Origin of the sequence: Rheinheimera pleomorphica, assembly GCF_011634895.1 — a bacterium.
Classification (GTDB): Bacteria; Pseudomonadota; Gammaproteobacteria; order Enterobacterales; family Alteromonadaceae; genus Alishewanella; species Alishewanella pleomorphica.
Genome location: NZ_SIRR01000006.1, coordinates 52,044 through 66,562, shown reverse-complemented (window position 1 = coordinate 66,562; position 14,519 = coordinate 52,044). Strand labels below are relative to the sequence as shown.

At 53.7% G+C, this 14,519-nt stretch carries 15 protein-coding genes; 8 read left to right on the top strand and 7 right to left on the bottom strand.

Features of this window, described 5'->3' with window-relative positions; all coding sequences use genetic code 11:
• Nucleotides 1-123: 123 nt before the first annotated feature.
• Genes ubiK through EYB30_RS06710 form a run of 3 tightly spaced genes read left to right on the top strand, consistent with a single transcriptional unit; the run spans nucleotide 124 to nucleotide 2,677 of the window.
• Nucleotides 124-411: a ubiquinone biosynthesis accessory factor UbiK gene (gene ubiK, locus EYB30_RS06720; RefSeq protein WP_166838151.1), complete on the top strand. Its 288-nt coding sequence runs from the start codon at nucleotides 124-126 to the stop codon at nucleotides 409-411.
• Between the two features lie 3 nt (nucleotides 412-414).
• On the top strand, nucleotides 415-1,707 hold the full coding sequence (locus EYB30_RS06715; RefSeq protein ID WP_166838150.1) for a Xaa-Pro dipeptidase: 1,293 nt from the start codon (nucleotides 415-417) through the stop codon (nucleotides 1,705-1,707).
• A gap of 55 nt (nucleotides 1,708-1,762) precedes the next feature.
• Nucleotides 1,763-2,677, top strand: a complete 915-nt coding sequence (locus EYB30_RS06710; RefSeq protein WP_166838149.1) for an arginase family protein — start codon at nucleotides 1,763-1,765, stop codon at nucleotides 2,675-2,677.
• Between the two features lie 57 nt (nucleotides 2,678-2,734).
• On the opposite strand, the gene EYB30_RS06705 is transcribed toward EYB30_RS06710, so the two are convergent.
• From EYB30_RS06705 to EYB30_RS06695, 3 genes are read right to left on the bottom strand one after another with little or no spacing between them, the layout of a single operon-like run.
• The gene (locus tag EYB30_RS06705) at nucleotides 2,735-3,088 is read right to left on the bottom strand and encodes a hypothetical protein (protein ID WP_166838148.1); all 354 of its coding nucleotides are present in this window, start codon (nucleotides 3,086-3,088) and stop codon (nucleotides 2,735-2,737) included.
• A gap of 21 nt (nucleotides 3,089-3,109) precedes the next feature.
• Nucleotides 3,110-4,042, bottom strand: coding sequence for an SPFH domain-containing protein (locus EYB30_RS06700; protein ID WP_410200356.1), 933 nt, complete (start codon nucleotides 4,040-4,042; stop codon nucleotides 3,110-3,112).
• Nucleotides 4,043-4,068: 26 nt separating this feature from the next.
• Complete coding sequence (locus tag EYB30_RS06695) at nucleotides 4,069-4,518, bottom strand: NfeD family protein (RefSeq protein ID WP_166838147.1); 450 nt, start codon at nucleotides 4,516-4,518, stop codon at nucleotides 4,069-4,071.
• Between the two features lie 111 nt (nucleotides 4,519-4,629).
• Between EYB30_RS06695 and EYB30_RS06690 the strand changes: the two genes are divergently transcribed.
• Nucleotides 4,630-5,556: a matrixin family metalloprotease gene (locus EYB30_RS06690; protein WP_241697985.1), complete on the top strand. Its 927-nt coding sequence runs from the start codon at nucleotides 4,630-4,632 to the stop codon at nucleotides 5,554-5,556.
• A 49-nt stretch (nucleotides 5,557-5,605) separates the two neighbouring features.
• On the opposite strand, the gene EYB30_RS06685 is transcribed toward EYB30_RS06690, so the two are convergent.
• From EYB30_RS06685 to EYB30_RS06670, 4 genes are all read right to left on the bottom strand, one after another.
• The gene (locus tag EYB30_RS06685) at nucleotides 5,606-6,517 is read right to left on the bottom strand and encodes an ABC transporter ATP-binding protein (protein WP_166838145.1); all 912 of its coding nucleotides are present in this window, start codon (nucleotides 6,515-6,517) and stop codon (nucleotides 5,606-5,608) included.
• Nucleotides 6,514-7,341: an ABC transporter permease subunit gene (locus tag EYB30_RS06680; RefSeq protein WP_166838144.1), complete on the bottom strand. Its 828-nt coding sequence runs from the start codon at nucleotides 7,339-7,341 to the stop codon at nucleotides 6,514-6,516. The genes EYB30_RS06685 and EYB30_RS06680 overlap by 4 nt, the downstream gene beginning before the upstream one ends.
• A gap of 161 nt (nucleotides 7,342-7,502) precedes the next feature.
• Nucleotides 7,503-7,850, bottom strand: coding sequence for a RidA family protein (locus EYB30_RS06675; RefSeq protein ID WP_166838143.1), 348 nt, complete (start codon nucleotides 7,848-7,850; stop codon nucleotides 7,503-7,505).
• Nucleotides 7,851-7,915: 65 nt separating this feature from the next.
• Complete coding sequence (locus EYB30_RS06670) at nucleotides 7,916-8,800, bottom strand: LysR family transcriptional regulator (protein ID WP_166838142.1); 885 nt, start codon at nucleotides 8,798-8,800, stop codon at nucleotides 7,916-7,918.
• Between the two features lie 99 nt (nucleotides 8,801-8,899).
• Here EYB30_RS06670 and EYB30_RS06665 point away from each other — a divergent pair, with 99 nt between their 5' ends.
• Genes EYB30_RS06665 through EYB30_RS06650 form a run of 4 tightly spaced genes read left to right on the top strand, consistent with a single transcriptional unit; the run spans nucleotide 8,900 to nucleotide 14,449 of the window.
• Nucleotides 8,900-10,267, top strand: coding sequence for an NADH-quinone oxidoreductase subunit L (locus tag EYB30_RS06665; protein WP_166838141.1), 1,368 nt, complete (start codon nucleotides 8,900-8,902; stop codon nucleotides 10,265-10,267).
• Nucleotides 10,264-12,687, top strand: a complete 2,424-nt coding sequence (locus EYB30_RS06660; RefSeq protein WP_166838140.1) for a DUF2309 domain-containing protein — start codon at nucleotides 10,264-10,266, stop codon at nucleotides 12,685-12,687. Before EYB30_RS06665 ends, EYB30_RS06660 begins: the two co-directional genes overlap by 4 nt.
• Complete coding sequence (locus EYB30_RS06655; protein ID WP_166838139.1) at nucleotides 12,684-13,478, top strand: DUF6671 family protein; 795 nt, start codon at nucleotides 12,684-12,686, stop codon at nucleotides 13,476-13,478. Before EYB30_RS06660 ends, EYB30_RS06655 begins: the two co-directional genes overlap by 4 nt.
• Entirely contained in the window at nucleotides 13,475-14,449 is a 975-nt protein-coding gene (locus tag EYB30_RS06650) for an L-threonylcarbamoyladenylate synthase (protein WP_166838138.1), read from the top strand. Before EYB30_RS06655 ends, EYB30_RS06650 begins: the two co-directional genes overlap by 4 nt.
• Nucleotides 14,450-14,519: the final 70 nt, after the last annotated feature.

Sequence of the window (14,519 nt, the reverse complement as noted above, 5' to 3'; positions counted from 1 at the left end):
CAGGGCGGCATTGTAACGAAATTTGCCGTTAAATAGCATTCGCTATCCGGCTTTTGCTCTGTAGAATAACGCTAATGCTTTGCCACCATGTCGCAAGTAATTGATGCAGCACAGGAGATAACCATGATCGATCCGAAAAAAATTGAAGATATCGCCAAGCAAATTGGCAATGCTATTCCGCCACAACTGCGCCAGTTTGCTGATGACGTGGAAGCCAAAGTAAAGCAGGTGCTGCAAAGCAAACTGACCGAGCTGGATTTTGTCAGCCGCGAAGAATTTGACGTACAGCGCCAGGTGCTGCTGCGCACCCGGGAAAAACTGGAAAAAATGGAACAGCAGCTGGCCGCACTAATGGCAGAAAAAACCCAGGATATGAAAACACAGCCGCTACCCAGCTCGGATCAGGAGTAAAACATGCGCGTGATCAGTGCTCTGAGTTTAATCACGGCGTTATTGGCTGGCCAGGTTGCAGCTGCGCCAGACAAGTTGATTATTGCCGGTCAGCTACTGGATGTGCGCAGTGGCGAATTACATGCTGAGCAGGCTATATTGCTGCAGCAAGACCGCGTTCACAGCATTATGCCGGTTAACCAACTCAGCACTGAGCAGCAACAGCTACCGCGTACCGATTTATCTGCTTATACCCTGTTACCGGGGCTAATTGATATGCACGTGCACTTAACGGCCAATCCGGCACAGCATGGCTACCGCCGCCTGCAACAAACACCGGCGCGCCAGGCGCTGTTTGGCGTGACTGCCGCCCAGGCCACCTTGCAAGCTGGTTTTACCACAGTGCGTAACTTAGGCGCCGCCGGCTTTACTGACGTGGACCTGCGCGATGCCATTAACGCCGGCGAAATCCGCGGACCACGTATGCGGGTGTCCGGCCCCAGCCTGTGCATGACCGGCGGCCACTGCGACAATAACCTGCTACCGCATACCTATCAGGCAAGTAGCGATGGCGTGGCCAACGGCGCCGATGCGATACGCGCTAAGGTGCGCAGCAATATGAAATACGGCGCCGATGTGATTAAGTTTACCGCCACTGGCGGCGTGTTATCACGCAATACCGACGTTAACGCCAGCCAGTACAGCCTGGCTGAAATGCAGGCCTTAGTAGAAGAAGCCAAAGATCGCGGCGCTATTGTTGCCGCCCATGCCCACGGCCTGCGCGGCATTAAGCGCGCGCTGGAAGCCGGTGTTCATTCCATTGAACACGCCAGCTTTATTGACGATGAAGCCATTAAGCTGGCCAAACGCAACGGTAGCTATCTGGTGATGGATATTTATGTCAGCGACTATATTTTGCAGGAAGGCGAAGCCGCCGGCATCTTGCCCGAGTCATTGGCGAAAGAGCGCACCGTTGGCCAACTGCAACGGCAAAACTTTCGCAAAGCGGTAAAAGCCGGGCTTAATATCGCCTACGGCACCGACGCCGGTGTCTACACCCATGGTTTAAATGCACGCCAGTTCAACTATATGGTGCAATGGGGCATGACACCGCTGCAGGCCATACAAAGCGCCACCCTGCACGCTGCAGAGCTATTAAACTGGCGCAACGAGCAAGGCCAGCTAAATGTCGGCGTACTCCAAGCCGGCGCTTACGCCGATATGGTGGCCGTAAAGGGTAACCCGCTTGAGCAAATTACACTGCTGGAGCAGATCCCTGTGGTGATTAAAGGCGGCGAAGTAGTAAAAACGCCGTAATAACAAATATGGCGCCGGCAAATGTAATGCGTTACGCAAACGAGCTGAGAAATTCATGAAAGTTTTCTACCACGACAATTACAATATCGACATTGGCTTACTTAAGTTCTTACATCCGTTTGATGGAATGAAATTTGGCAAGGTCGTGGCGCAACTTCGGCACGAAAAGCGGGTAATTATCGTCGAACCAGTTCAGTGCATTCCAGAGACAGCAGTAAATACTTTCCTAAGTTCGTTGACGCGCAGACTGGTATTACGTAAACGCCCGGTGCTTGAAGCACTGGAAGCGCCCTATATTCCACTGTTACCTTATTCATGGTTGGATAAACGCATACTACAGCCCATGCGCTGGGGAGTTGCCGGCACTCTTGCTGCCAGCCAGACAGCGTTAAAAGGTGAAGATGCCTGGAATCTGGCCGGCGGCTACCACCATGCGGATCAGCACAGTATGGAAGGTTTTTGTATTTACAACGATATTGGTATTAGCTACCAGCAGCTTATCGCCGGCGGCGAGTTAACAGCCGATGACAGAATACTGATTATTGATATCGACGCCCATCACGGCAACGGCAACGCCCGCACCTTTTACGATAATACAAACGTCACTTTGCTGGATGTGTACAACGCTGATATTTACCCCAATAACCCGGTAAGCCGGCGCAGAGTTGATATCGCCGTGCCGCTGCCCAGCGGTACCGGTAGTGAGCTATATCTGAATAAACTAACAGCCGCATTAGACCAGCTAAGCGGCGGCTATAAACTCGCCTTTGTGGTTGCCGGTACCGATGTATTGGCAACCGACCCGCTAGGCGGACTACAACTTAGCGTTGATGACGTAGCACAAAGCCATAAGCTGGTGTATCAGCGTTTAAAAGCACTCAATATCCCCACCGTATTTTTAGGGGGTGGCGGTTATGGCAAGGAGAGTGCAGCGGCAATAGTGGCGGGGATTAAGGCTATTTCTGGTTAACGAAGGGCGGAAAAAGCCAGCGCTGTGCTGGCTTCTATGGGGAGAATGGCTACAGGTCTATACCAATAACTGCTGGCGCAGGTAGTCGTACAGCCGACGCTCTTTTACTGCCTCTTCACCATCGCTTTGCATAATCTGCCTGGCGGTATCCAAGGTTTTTTTCTTATCAAACATCAGGGCATCTTTTAAACCGGCCAGATAGGCATCTACCTTATCGGCGCGGATAACCTCGCGCACTTCGGCTACAGCCTGGTTTTGCACTGCGCTAACACTGATAGCGCCTTGCCAATTTAAGTCATCGACAATCAGGTCCACCAACTCCTGCTCGTTCAGCCGGATTTTGCCGTCTGTGCGGTACATCAGCACGGCCAGTTTCAGCAGCGCTTCGTTAAATGCTTGTTCAGTTGCCATACACTACTCCTTTTTGTCTGCTCAGGCCTTGGGCTGCGCGACTTTTAAAATTTCGGTTAAACCGGCGACCGCACCGCCGATATTGGCCAGTTCGGCCGGTACTATCATGGTGTTGTTGGTTTTCGCCAGGTTGCCGAATTCTTTTACATATTGCTCGGCGACACGCAGGCTGACCGCCTCTGAACCGCCCGGCTGATTGATTGCTTCGGCTATTTTACGAATACCCTCGGCAGTTGCCACGGCGATTAGCTCAATTTCGCGGGCCCGGCCTTCGGCTTCATTGATCTGGCGCATCTTGTCACCTTCAGACAGGTTAATGACTTCCTGCTTCTGGCCTTCAGACACGTTAATCATGGCCTGACGCTCACCTTCTGATTTAGCAATGGCCGCGCGGCGCTCACGCTCGGCGCGCATTTGCTGCTCTAACGCATCTTTAATGCTAATTGGTAGTTCAATGTCGGCTATTTCATAGCGCAGTACTTTTACACCCCAGGGCGCCGCGGCTTCGTCCAGCGCTTTTACCACTTCTTCGTTAATTTTGGCGCGCTCTTCAAAGGTTTTATCTAAATCGGTCTGGCCAATCACTGAACGCATGGTGGTTTGTGCCAGCTGGGCCGAGGCATAACGGTAGTCGTTAATACCGTAGCTGGCTTTGTGCGGGTCGATAACCTGCAGGTATAAAATGCCGTCGATACCGACCTGGATATTGTCGCGGGTAACACAAGTCTGGCGCTGCACGTCGATCACTTCTTCTTTTAAGCTGTGCACATAAGCCACTTTATCGATAAAAGGGATCAGAATATGAAAACCCGAATCGAGCGTGCGCGAGTATTTGCCTAAACGCTCAATAACAAAGTTACTTTTTTGCGGCACCACCCGCGCGGTTTTGACAATGGTAATGATAACCGCCAGCGCGAAGCCAGCCATTAAAATGGTATTAATATCTAATTGCACCTGTTGTTACTCCTTAACGTTTGAAATTAGGCATCCGGCTTAGCGGCCGACACCTGCAGTTTAATACCATGATTAGCCACCACCCAGGCAACATCGCCGGCTTTTAGCGCGTCGGTCGATTCTGCATCCCACTGCACGCCGTTAAGTACAACGCGACCGGCTCCCTGCACAAAATCAGTATGCACAATGACCCGGCTGCCAATATCTTCACTAAAGCATGACGGCTGCTCATTGCTGTCGGCGGTATAACCAACAAACCAGCTTTTAAAACGGCCGCGCACGCTAAACAGTAACAGCAGTGACAGCACGCCAAATATCAAAAACTGCACGCTGTAGCTTTCTATGACACCAAAATTCAATAGCAGCCCCACCACTATAGCGGCGATACCAAAAAACACCGCAACCACGCTGGTGGCCAACAGTTCAGATAAGATCAGCACTATGCCAGCGATGATCCACAAGGTAGCAATATTCACTTAATTTGCTCCGTAACAATTGTTATGCTGCACATTAACGTAAGCCATACAAAGTGGTCAATTGAAACCCGGCATTGCTTTGTAACAGATATTGTCATTACTGAGGCCAAGATGAAGTTTTTACTACGGGCATTGCTATATACCCTGCTGCTGGTTGCATCTTATCAGTTGTTGTTACCACTACTGGGCAAAGATAAGCCAGCACCACAGTTACTGCAGCAATACGCCGACCAAGCGCTGCAACAATATTTATGTCAGACCCCGGTACGCTGGCGTATTGGCCAACTGGACCCGGCGTTTAAGCTGACACAACAGCAAGCTGAACAAGCAGCGCACAATGCCGCCAGCCAATGGAATACCGCGCTGGGTATGGAGTTGTTTCAGTATGACAGTATTGACGGTTTTGCCATTGATTTTGTTTACGATGAACGTCAGCAGCAGTTGTTAGAGCAAGTCCGGCTGACGCGCAATTTGCAGCGCTACGATGCCAATATCGACAGGCGGTTGCAAAGCCTGCAACAACAAGCGGCCAGCCTGACCACACGCCAGCAGCAATTTGAGCAGGCCAACCGCCAGTTTGCTGCCGATGCCGCCGCCTTTGAACGCCAGCTGCAGCAGCTAAACAGCAGCAACCGCAGCCGCTTGCAACAACAACAGCAACAACTGCTGGCGCGCCAACAACAGCTGACACAGCAGGCTGAAGCGTTAAATGCGGAACAGCAACAACTGCAGCGTGAACAAGGCTATTTAAATGACACTGTCGCCGACCGTAATGCGTTGCTGCCAGCACAGCCCGCTGAGATAGCGGCCGCCGAAGTAGGCATCATGCAGATCAGCGCTCGTCAGCGCAGTATGACAATCTTTGCCTATACCTCGACAGCCACATTAGAGCTAACACTGCTGCATGAATTTGGCCATGCGCTGGGGCTGGGCCACACCGACAGCCCAACCTCTGCCATGTACTATGCGCTGAGTGCGCAGCAAAGCGCACTCACCGACGAAGATATCCAGGCACTAAAACAGCAGTGTGGCTTTTAACTCGGCTGCTTTTTACCGGGCTTACGGTTACCCGCAGCTGTTTACTGAGCTAGGAGACGCTAAACAATTTTTGCTCCAGCGTCTGGCCTTTAATCAGGTTACGGTAACCCCAGCCATTGGCTGCCAGACACTGCAACAGTGCCAGATCAAACTGGGCGTTTTGCGCCGGGTTGTAGCTCAATAGCAGCTCTTTTTTCTGTCCCGGCTGCACACTGATAAGCCCGGGCAACTGTTGCAACAGCGCCAGCAAGGCGTCGTCGTGTTGTTGCTCCAGCTGTAGCGTCAGGTGTTGCTGGCCGCTGCTGCTGTCCGCAGCATTAATCTGGCTGCTCAGCTGGCCGTGCTGAATATACAACACCTTATTACACAGTTGCTCCAACTCAAAAATATTGTGCGAGCTGATCATAAAGCTGACGTCACCGCTTAAGCGGCTGATCAGCTGGCGGATGTGCAAAGCATTGGCCGGATCCAGCCCGGCGGTGGGTTCATCCAGCAGCACCAGCTTAGGTGAACCGATAAACGCCTGGGCAATGGCAGCGCGTTTGCGCATACCATGGCTTAACGCCGCCGCTTTGTGCTCTCGTTGGTCCGACAATTCAACCAACGCCAGCACCCGCTCCGTTTCGGCCCGGGCAGCACTGAGGTTTAAGCCCTGCAAGCGGCCATAAAAGTCCAGTTGTTCACCAATGCTAAAAGCCGGGTCAAACTGCGCATCCTGCGGCAAGGCCGCCACTTTGCCAAACAGGCGACTGCTGCCCGGCTGCTGGCCGAAAATTTGCACCTTGCCGCTATCCGGGCGCAAATAACCACATAAAATACTGAATAAGGTGGTTTTACCGGCACCGTTGGGGCCAATCAGTGCCGCCGTATCGCCCTGCTGCAAATTAAAGCTCACCTGCGCCAGCGCAGTTTTACGGCCAAACTGTTTGCTCAGGCCGCTACATTGAATAATGCTACTCATAAGGCTCTCCGGTTAACTAAAACAGTAGCCAGCGTCAGTAATACCGCGCTCTGTATCAGCGGCAGTAATGCCAGCTGCAATGTTTGCCAGCCATGTTGTGGTAGTAATTGCATGACCTGAGCGCCCGGCAGATAGCCGAGTAAAAACAGAAAGTCCGGGAAATAAAATATAAACCAGCTTAGCAGGGCAAAGCCCAGCCCCAAGGTGACTATTGCCAGGCTAACGGCCAGCTTGGCACTGCGTACCAAGGCAGAAAACACACTCATAATGGCAGTAAAGGGTGCCAACACCAGCAGCAAATTAGTCAGGATCACGAAAGTGGCGTTGACTATCTCAAACGACAGCCCGCCACTGCGCCAGGCGGCCAGTGCCAGAGTAGCAATTAAGGTTAGCGTGATCAGACAGCCCTGTACCAGCATCTGCCCGGCAAACCGGCCCAGTACCACCGAAGTACGGCTACTACGCAGGGTAAGAAAACGCAGCGTACCGCGTTCTAAGTCACTGCACAGTTGGTTAGCCGTGAAAAAAAGGCTAAACAATGGCAGCAGTAACAGGCTAAAAAACCAGTATACCGCCAGTTCGGGAGCAGGCCAGCGGCTAAGTTGCTGCAAACCGCTATTGCCAAACAGACCGGCGATAAAGTCGGTAAAGCCGCGCGAGGCAATCAGATCTGCTGCCGGTACTATGGCATAACGAAATAACAGCGCCCAAATAACAATGGTCGCTGCCAGCGTCATCAGGCCAGAGCGGGTTTGCCATAAGCGGCGCAATTCAAAACCGGCGTACAGGCCGATATGGTGAAACAGGGTGTTCAGGTTAGACATAACGGCTTCCTGTGCAGGGTTAACGGTAAAATATACACAAACCACGTTGCAGTAGCAGTATTAATGCCAATAATATTACATTTTAATTCAATTACTTACTAAATCACCCTACCCAGCGTCTTAGCAATTAAGCGAAAAAGTCGTCAAATCCGCTATCAGTATCATATTGCCGCGACAATTTTTATTTCTATTTTCCACGCCGGATCGGCCAATTTAGCCTGCACTGTGGCCCGGGCCGGTGCCTGACCAGGGGCAACCCAGTTATCCCAGGCCAGGTTCATTGCTGCATAGTCGGCCATATCGGCCAGATAAATAGTGGCATCGACCAGCTTCGTTTTATCGCTGCCACAGTGTGCTAATAACGCATCAATCTGCGCCAGCACATCCTCGGTTTGCAGTGTGGCGTCACTGCTGTGAGTGTCCGGTACCATGCCGGCGCAGAAAATCAGTCCGTTTACGATAACCGCTTCAGAATAGCGGGCCGCTGGTAATATACGTTGTATGCTCATCAGTTACTCCTTGTTAATCGTTGCCTTAGCCTACCCTGAGCCGGCGTTGGCAGTAGTCGGATCAGTCATCCCCCCGCAGGAGAGAAAGCTTGCAACAGCTGTGTTAATTGTGGGTGCAGTAAATCTCGCTGGGTGGTAATAATATAAAAGTTTTCATAAACCTGCGGCAGTGTCAGGTATTTCACTAAGCGGCCACTTTGCAGCTCGTCTTTTACGACAACCTCTGGCATGACCGTCAGGGCGCCACTGTCGCGCGCCAGCAAACGCAGCATGGCCATGTCGTCGGCTTCGGCAACCACGTCCGGTTGCAGCTGATACTGTGCCGCCAGAGCGTCAAAGGCGGTGCGGATTGGACTTTGCACCGGTGGCAGCACCCAGCGCCGCTGCTGATACTCCGCCAGATTGTCAGTTTGCGCTGTGCCGGGCGGCCCTATTACCGCCACCGGCTGGCGTGCCAACAAGCGACACTGCCATAGCTGGCTGTCATTGCCCTGCACGGCGATATTACTCAGCGCCAAATCCAACTGATGTCCGGCTAAAGCATTAAGTAACGCCGTCTGGTTCATCGACAACAAACTATAGCGGCTGTCTGCCGTGGCCAGCAGCGGTGCAATAAAGCTTTCGATAAAGTTGCGCGACATGGTAGCCAGCGCGCCAATCCGGATCGGGCTGCGCTGTGGCTGCATGCCTTGCTGCAGCAGCTGCTCCAGCTCAGCGCCACGGCTAAAAATATCCTCAGCATATTTCAGTGTTTGATAACCACTGTCGGTGAGTACCAGTTTGCGCCCCTGGCGGTTAAATAACTGCACCTGCATGCTTTGCTCTAACTGCTTAATTTGAGACGACAAAGCAGATTGCGATATATGCAACCGCTGCGCCGTTTCAGTCAGGTTGCCGCCCTTGGCAACCTGCCAGAAGTAATACAGATGATGGTAGTTTAACCGGCTCATAGTTCTCTTTATGTGAACGATTATTAATTTATTATGTATTTTACTTATGATAGTGCGCTACGCACAATAGCGCCAGTTTCTTCCGGCTTGGGATGTACTATGCAAGGCTTTTTCTCAGTTAATGCCGTGTCACTGCTGTTATTGGCGCTGGTCGCCGTGCTGGCGCTGGTGATTTGGCGCTACAGTGCCACCGCGCTGGCAGGCGAGACGGATAAACCCCGCTTTATGCGGGCGCTGGCCGCCACGCTGGCTGCGGTGGTGTTTACGCTGTTTAGTAATCATTTGCTGCTGTTTTGGCTGGGCTGGGTCGCGATCAGTCTGGCGCTGCAACAGTTGCTGTTGTTTTATCCGCAGCGGCCACGCGCCCAGCTGGCAGCGCATAAAAAGGCGCTCAGTGCACGCTTAAGCGAGTTACTGCTGGCCGTCGCCTTTACGCTGCTGTATCTGCAGTTTGACACTGCCATCATCAGCGACATCAGCGCTGCGGTTGCCGCTCAACCGGCCGGCAACCTGATGCTGCACGGTGCTGCGGTGTTACTGGTACTGGTCGCACTGTTAAACTGTGCCCAGCTGCCGCTGCATGGCTGGTTAATTCAGGTGGTAGAAGCACCTACGCCGGTATCTGCCCTGCTGCACGCCGGCATTATCAACTTAGGCGGTATCTTGCTGCTATGCTTTGCGCCGCTACTAAGTTACAGCAGTCCGGCCTCTGCCCTGCTGCTGGCAGCGGCGCTGTTTAGCACCATACTGGCGGCCCTTATTATGACCACCCGCATCAGTATTAAGGTGCGGCTGGCCTGGTCTACCGTGGCACAAATGGGCCTGATGCTGGTAGAAATTGCGCTGGGCCTGTATACCCTGGCATTGCTGCACCTGTTGGCACACTCCTGCTACAAAGCTTACGCTTTTTTACACAGCGGCAATGCGGTGAACCATTATCTGGCGGCGCAGCTGGCCGAGCAAACCAACCCGGCGGCCCGCCACTGGCTGCTGTCACTGACCCTGGCCGCGGCTATGGTTTATCTGGTGCAACTGCTGATACCGTTATCGAGCTTAAGCAGTGCGGTGTTACTGGTGCTGGCTATTACTGTGCTGCTGGCGCCGTCAGTATATCGCGCCGATAAGCGCCGACCATTGCGGGTGCTGCTGGCGCTGGGGTATGCGCTGGCGTTGCTGGCGTTATATTTTGCGTTAAAAACGCTGCTGCGCCAGGTTCTGCCGACCCCTGAACCCGTGGCATTACTGGCAGATGTGATTACCAGCCTGGCGTTTGCCGCCTTGTTTGTGCTGGCGATACTGCTGCGCTATCACAGCCAGCATAAAGCCGTGAATAAGCTGTTTATCTGGTTAAACGCCGGAGGCTATCTGGACGAGTGGGCGACCCGCATCACCTTGCAAATCTGGCCCTATCATGCCCGGCACACAGCAACCCATCAGCATAACAACAGCCTGCAGGAGATAAAATGAGCGCATTAAGCCTGTACCCAGCCGACACTGACAAAGCCGTGCTCGCGTTAATTCACCAGGCAGCCAGCCAGATTGCCCCGCAGTGGCCGCTGGACCAATTAATTGCTGTTAACCCCTGGTGGCCGAAGCGGCAGCAGCCATTCAGCACAGTTTGTGCCGAGCAACAACAGCTGGCCGGTACCGACTGTTTAATGAGCGCCAGCTGGTATTTAAGCCAGTGGCAACAGCAAATTCAGCCGGGCCATTTACAACAAGCGCTCAACGAGCAAGGCCTGATAATGACGCCGGATGCCGCTGTGGCCGGCCTGAAACAACAACCGCGGCTTAACCGCTGGCAGCGGCTGTCTGAGTTGTTGGCCACGCAACAGCCACAGCAATCCGGCCTGCCCTGGCCACAATTAATTGTGCAGCAGCTAAGTCAGTTTCTGGCGTTGTATCATCAATATCCAGAGCGCTTCAGTGTGGATGCCGACAGTGAACATCACGCCTACCACAGCTGGTTAACCGTAGTGCGCCAGGATAAAGGCCTGCAGGTGCTCTCCTCCACCCGGCTGACAAGTTTATTTGCCGCGCTGCCAGATGCGCCAGAGCAACTCATCGCCACCTTATCACCCTGGCTACGCAGCTGGTGCCCTGACGAACAAGGGCAGCTGGCATATTTCGAGGCCTTATTGCAAAGTTTGTCCGGCTGGGCGGGCTGGCAAGCCTGGCTGGACTGGCAACAGCAATTACAGGGCAACAGCAGCCATCAGGCGGTATGCCAGCTACTGTATATGTTGCTCGGCTGGGATTGGGTACTGTGGCAACACAGCCAGCAGCATAACCAACAGCATCTGGCGTTACTCAGCCAGTTACAACTTCAGGCCAGGCAGCGCAAACAACAGCTGGGCTTGCTGCAGCAGCAGTTACAACTGCGCCAAAGCTGGCAGCGCGCGCTGGAGCTCAGTGTGCAGCAGCCACTGCTGGCACAGATACAGCAACAGCAGCAAATGCTGGCCAGTACCGGGAACCATCGCCCCCGCCTGCAAGCGGCTTTTTGCATTGATGTGCGCTCAGAGCTGATGCGCCGTGCGTTAGAACAACAAAACCCTGACATTCAAACCCTGGGGTTTGCGGGCTTTTTTGGCCTGCCGCTCGCCTATAAAACGGTTGGCAGTAAGTTACAACGGCCACAACTGCCGGGCTTACTGGCGCCGGTACTGACCGTAAGCCAGATAAAGCCCGATGTAGCACCACTATCACGCCAACCGGATCTGGGTTGGAAACAAGGTTTTGATCTGGCTTCATCCAGCCTGGGTATGGTAGAAGCTGCCGGCCCGGCGAAACTGGTTAGCCTGCTAAAACGGGCTTTCTTTCGTCCCCGGCCGTTACATGCGTTAAATAAGCACCTGGATGATAGCCGCTGGCTATTGTGTAAAGATAAGCAACCGTTAAGTAGTGCAGAGCAAGCCGAACTGGCCGCTGCCATTCTCACCGCCATGGGGTTAACCGGCCAGCTGGCGCCGGTGGTGCTGCTGTTTGGCCATGGCAGCGACAGCTGCAACAACCCGCATGCGGCAGCACTGGACTGCGGTGCCTGCGGCGGCCAGACCGGCGAAGTGAATGTCAAAGTGTTAGCGCAACTGTTAAATGACGACGAAGTAAGGCAAGCCCTTAGCCGCCATCATGGCATAAGCATTGCGGCAGATACCCGGTTTTACGCCGGTTTGCATCACACCACTACCGATGAATTACAGCTGTATCAAGCCCCGGCGCAGGCTCAGTGGCAAAGCTGGTTAACTGCCGCATCCACCCAGGCGCGCCGGCAGCGCTCAGCGCAATTTAGCGAGGCTAAGCCTGCTGACAGTGCGCTGGCACGCTTCTTTAAATTACGCAGTACCGATTGGGCCCAGTTGCGCCCGGAATGGGGCCTGGCCAATAACGCCGCTTTTATTGTTGCGCCCCGGGCCTTAACCAAAGGCCTCGATTTACAGGGCCGGGCATTTTTGCATGATTACGATGCCAGTAAAGACCAGGATTTCAGCCTGCTGTACAGCATTATGACAGCGCCGATGATCGTCACAAACTGGATTAACCTGCAGTACTACGCCTCTGTTGTCGCGCCGGAAAAATACGGCAGTGGCAATAAGCTGCTACACAATGTGGTGGCCGGCCACATTGGCGTATTTGAAGGCAATGGCGGCGATTTACGCAGCGGTTTAGCCTGGCAGTCGGTACACGATGGCAAAAAACTGATGCATCAACCGGTGCGGTTAAGTGTCATCATAGCAGCGCCGCGCGACGCCATCGCCAACGTGATAAACCGGGCGGCTGATGTCGCAGCCTTGGTCAATAACCAATGGTTGTTTCTGTATCAGCTCTGTGCTGATGGCAGCATCTGCCAATGGCAGCAGCATAGCTGGCAGCCGGTAATACTATGACACAACAGGTAGCATTACTGACACGACATGACAAAGCACGGTTGATTGCGCCTGCGCTTAGTCAGTTGCCCTGGCAAGTGTCAGAGATACAAAGCTTTGATACCGATGCTCTGGGCAGTTTTTCTGCTGAGCGGCCAAGGTTTATGTCGCCAAACGAGTGCGCACTGCGCAAAGCTGCTCTGGCGGCGGAGTTGTCGGGGTTGGATATCGGCCTTGGCAGTGAAGGCAGTTTCTCGCCTGGCCCTTATGGCCTGGGAACCTATAATCTGGAGCTACTGTGCTGTGTCAATATTGCTCAGGGCTGGGCGGTAACCGGGCGTTTTTACGGCCCCTCAATGGCACAGCAATGGCAGCTAACCAATTTGGCGCAATTGCAGCAGGCGCTAACGCAAGTGCCTGCCGGACAACACCTGCTGTTGCAGCAAGGCTCGCGTATCGATAAGGCACTGACGGCACAACAAGCGTATCAACTTGGCAGCACTCTGCTGGCACAGGGGGCGCTCACACTGAGTTATGATCTGCGGGCACACTTAAGCCCAGAGCGACAAATCCACATTGCAAATGCTGCCGCAGACTTACAGCAGCGTATACTTAGCCTGTGTCCTGCATGCGCCACGCCGGGGTTCTGGCCAGACAAAGCCATACCGGGTTTACCCTGTGCAGCCTGCGCTACGGCAACGTCATTAACCTTACACAAGTTGGCGTGCTGTCAGCGCTGCCAATTCAGCACGACACAAGCCGTTGCCGCGCGCTATGCCGAGCCTCAATATTGTCCGGAGTGTAATCCTTGAATACCATATTGTTAAACGCGCAGCGGGATGCCGATCTGGCCTTAGCGGCTGGCTGGCTTAAAGCGGGCAAGCTGGTTGCTGTGCCTACTGAAACCGTTTATGGCCTGGCGGCGGATGCTTCCAACCCAGATGCTGTCAGCGCCATTTTTACCGCTAAGGGCAGGCCGGCAAATCACCCGTTAATTGTGCACCTGCCAGACAAAACCGCTATTGGCGACTGGGCCTGCAATATTAACACCGCGGCTTATGCGTTGGCAGAAGCATTCTGGCCTGGCCCGCTCACTTTGCTGCTGCATAAAGCGCCGCAGGTTAATCCGGTTGTGACCGGCGGGTTAACGACGGTAGGTTTACGGGTACCGTCACATCCGGTATTGCTGAAGTTACTGCAGCAGCATCAGCTGGCGCTGGCCGCGCCGTCGGCCAATCTATACAAAAAGCTGAGTCCAACGTCGGCAGCACAAGTAATGGTTGGGCTGCAGGGTAAAATAACGGCGGTGCTGGACGGCGGGGAATGTCAGTTTGGTGTTGAATCAACCATTATCGATCTGACGCAAACAGTACCGACTATTGTGCGTGCCGGCCCGATTACGGCGGCACAAATTGAGGCCGTATTGGGGCGACCGGTGGCACAGCCCCGGCAACACAACGTTAGCGTTTCTGGCAATGTCGATGCGCATTATCAGCCAGAAAAGCCCCTGCTATGTTTTAGCCGCGAGGAACTCTTATTGCATTTGCCGCAGCAGAAACAGCCATTAGCCTTGTTGCATTACACCCCCTTCGCTGACTATCCGGGCCTGACACAATTAACCATGCCCACTACGGTGCAGGCCTTTGCCCAACGCTTGTATGCCAGCTTGTTCAAGGCAGACCAGCTAGCAGTAAGCGCCATTTGGTGTGAGCTGCCGCCGGATACCGACGCGTGGCGGGCAGTTAATGACAGGCTGAGCCGGGCCAGTAGCCAGCGACGTTAATAAAAAAGGCGCGCTGTCGGGATGAGAGCAGCGCGCCAAAGTCGTGGTTGGGAAAAGCACACGAAAGTGG

What these genes read in the sequence shown, in the direction of transcription:
- EYB30_RS06670 (WP_166838142.1), bottom strand. Translation starts at nt 8,800, where the DNA reads ATGAGCCGGTTAAACTACCATCATCTGTATTACTTCTGGCAGGTTGCC.
- EYB30_RS06665 (WP_166838141.1), top strand. Translation starts at nt 8,900, where the DNA reads ATGCAAGGCTTTTTCTCAGTTAATGCCGTGTCACTGCTGTTATTGGCG.
- ubiK (WP_166838151.1), top strand. Translation starts at nt 124, where the DNA reads ATGATCGATCCGAAAAAAATTGAAGATATCGCCAAGCAAATTGGCAAT.
- EYB30_RS06675 (WP_166838143.1), bottom strand. Translation starts at nt 7,850, where the DNA reads ATGAGCATACAACGTATATTACCAGCGGCCCGCTATTCTGAAGCGGTT.
- EYB30_RS06655 (WP_166838139.1), top strand. Translation starts at nt 12,684, where the DNA reads ATGACACAACAGGTAGCATTACTGACACGACATGACAAAGCACGGTTG.
- EYB30_RS06660 (WP_166838140.1), top strand. Translation starts at nt 10,264, where the DNA reads ATGAGCGCATTAAGCCTGTACCCAGCCGACACTGACAAAGCCGTGCTC.
- EYB30_RS06680 (WP_166838144.1), bottom strand. Translation starts at nt 7,341, where the DNA reads ATGTCTAACCTGAACACCCTGTTTCACCATATCGGCCTGTACGCCGGT.
- EYB30_RS06715 (WP_166838150.1), top strand. Translation starts at nt 415, where the DNA reads ATGCGCGTGATCAGTGCTCTGAGTTTAATCACGGCGTTATTGGCTGGC.
- EYB30_RS06710 (WP_166838149.1), top strand. Translation starts at nt 1,763, where the DNA reads ATGAAAGTTTTCTACCACGACAATTACAATATCGACATTGGCTTACTT.
- EYB30_RS06690 (WP_241697985.1), top strand. Translation starts at nt 4,630, where the DNA reads ATGAAGTTTTTACTACGGGCATTGCTATATACCCTGCTGCTGGTTGCA.
- EYB30_RS06685 (WP_166838145.1), bottom strand. Translation starts at nt 6,517, where the DNA reads ATGAGTAGCATTATTCAATGTAGCGGCCTGAGCAAACAGTTTGGCCGT.
- EYB30_RS06705 (WP_166838148.1), bottom strand. Translation starts at nt 3,088, where the DNA reads ATGGCAACTGAACAAGCATTTAACGAAGCGCTGCTGAAACTGGCCGTG.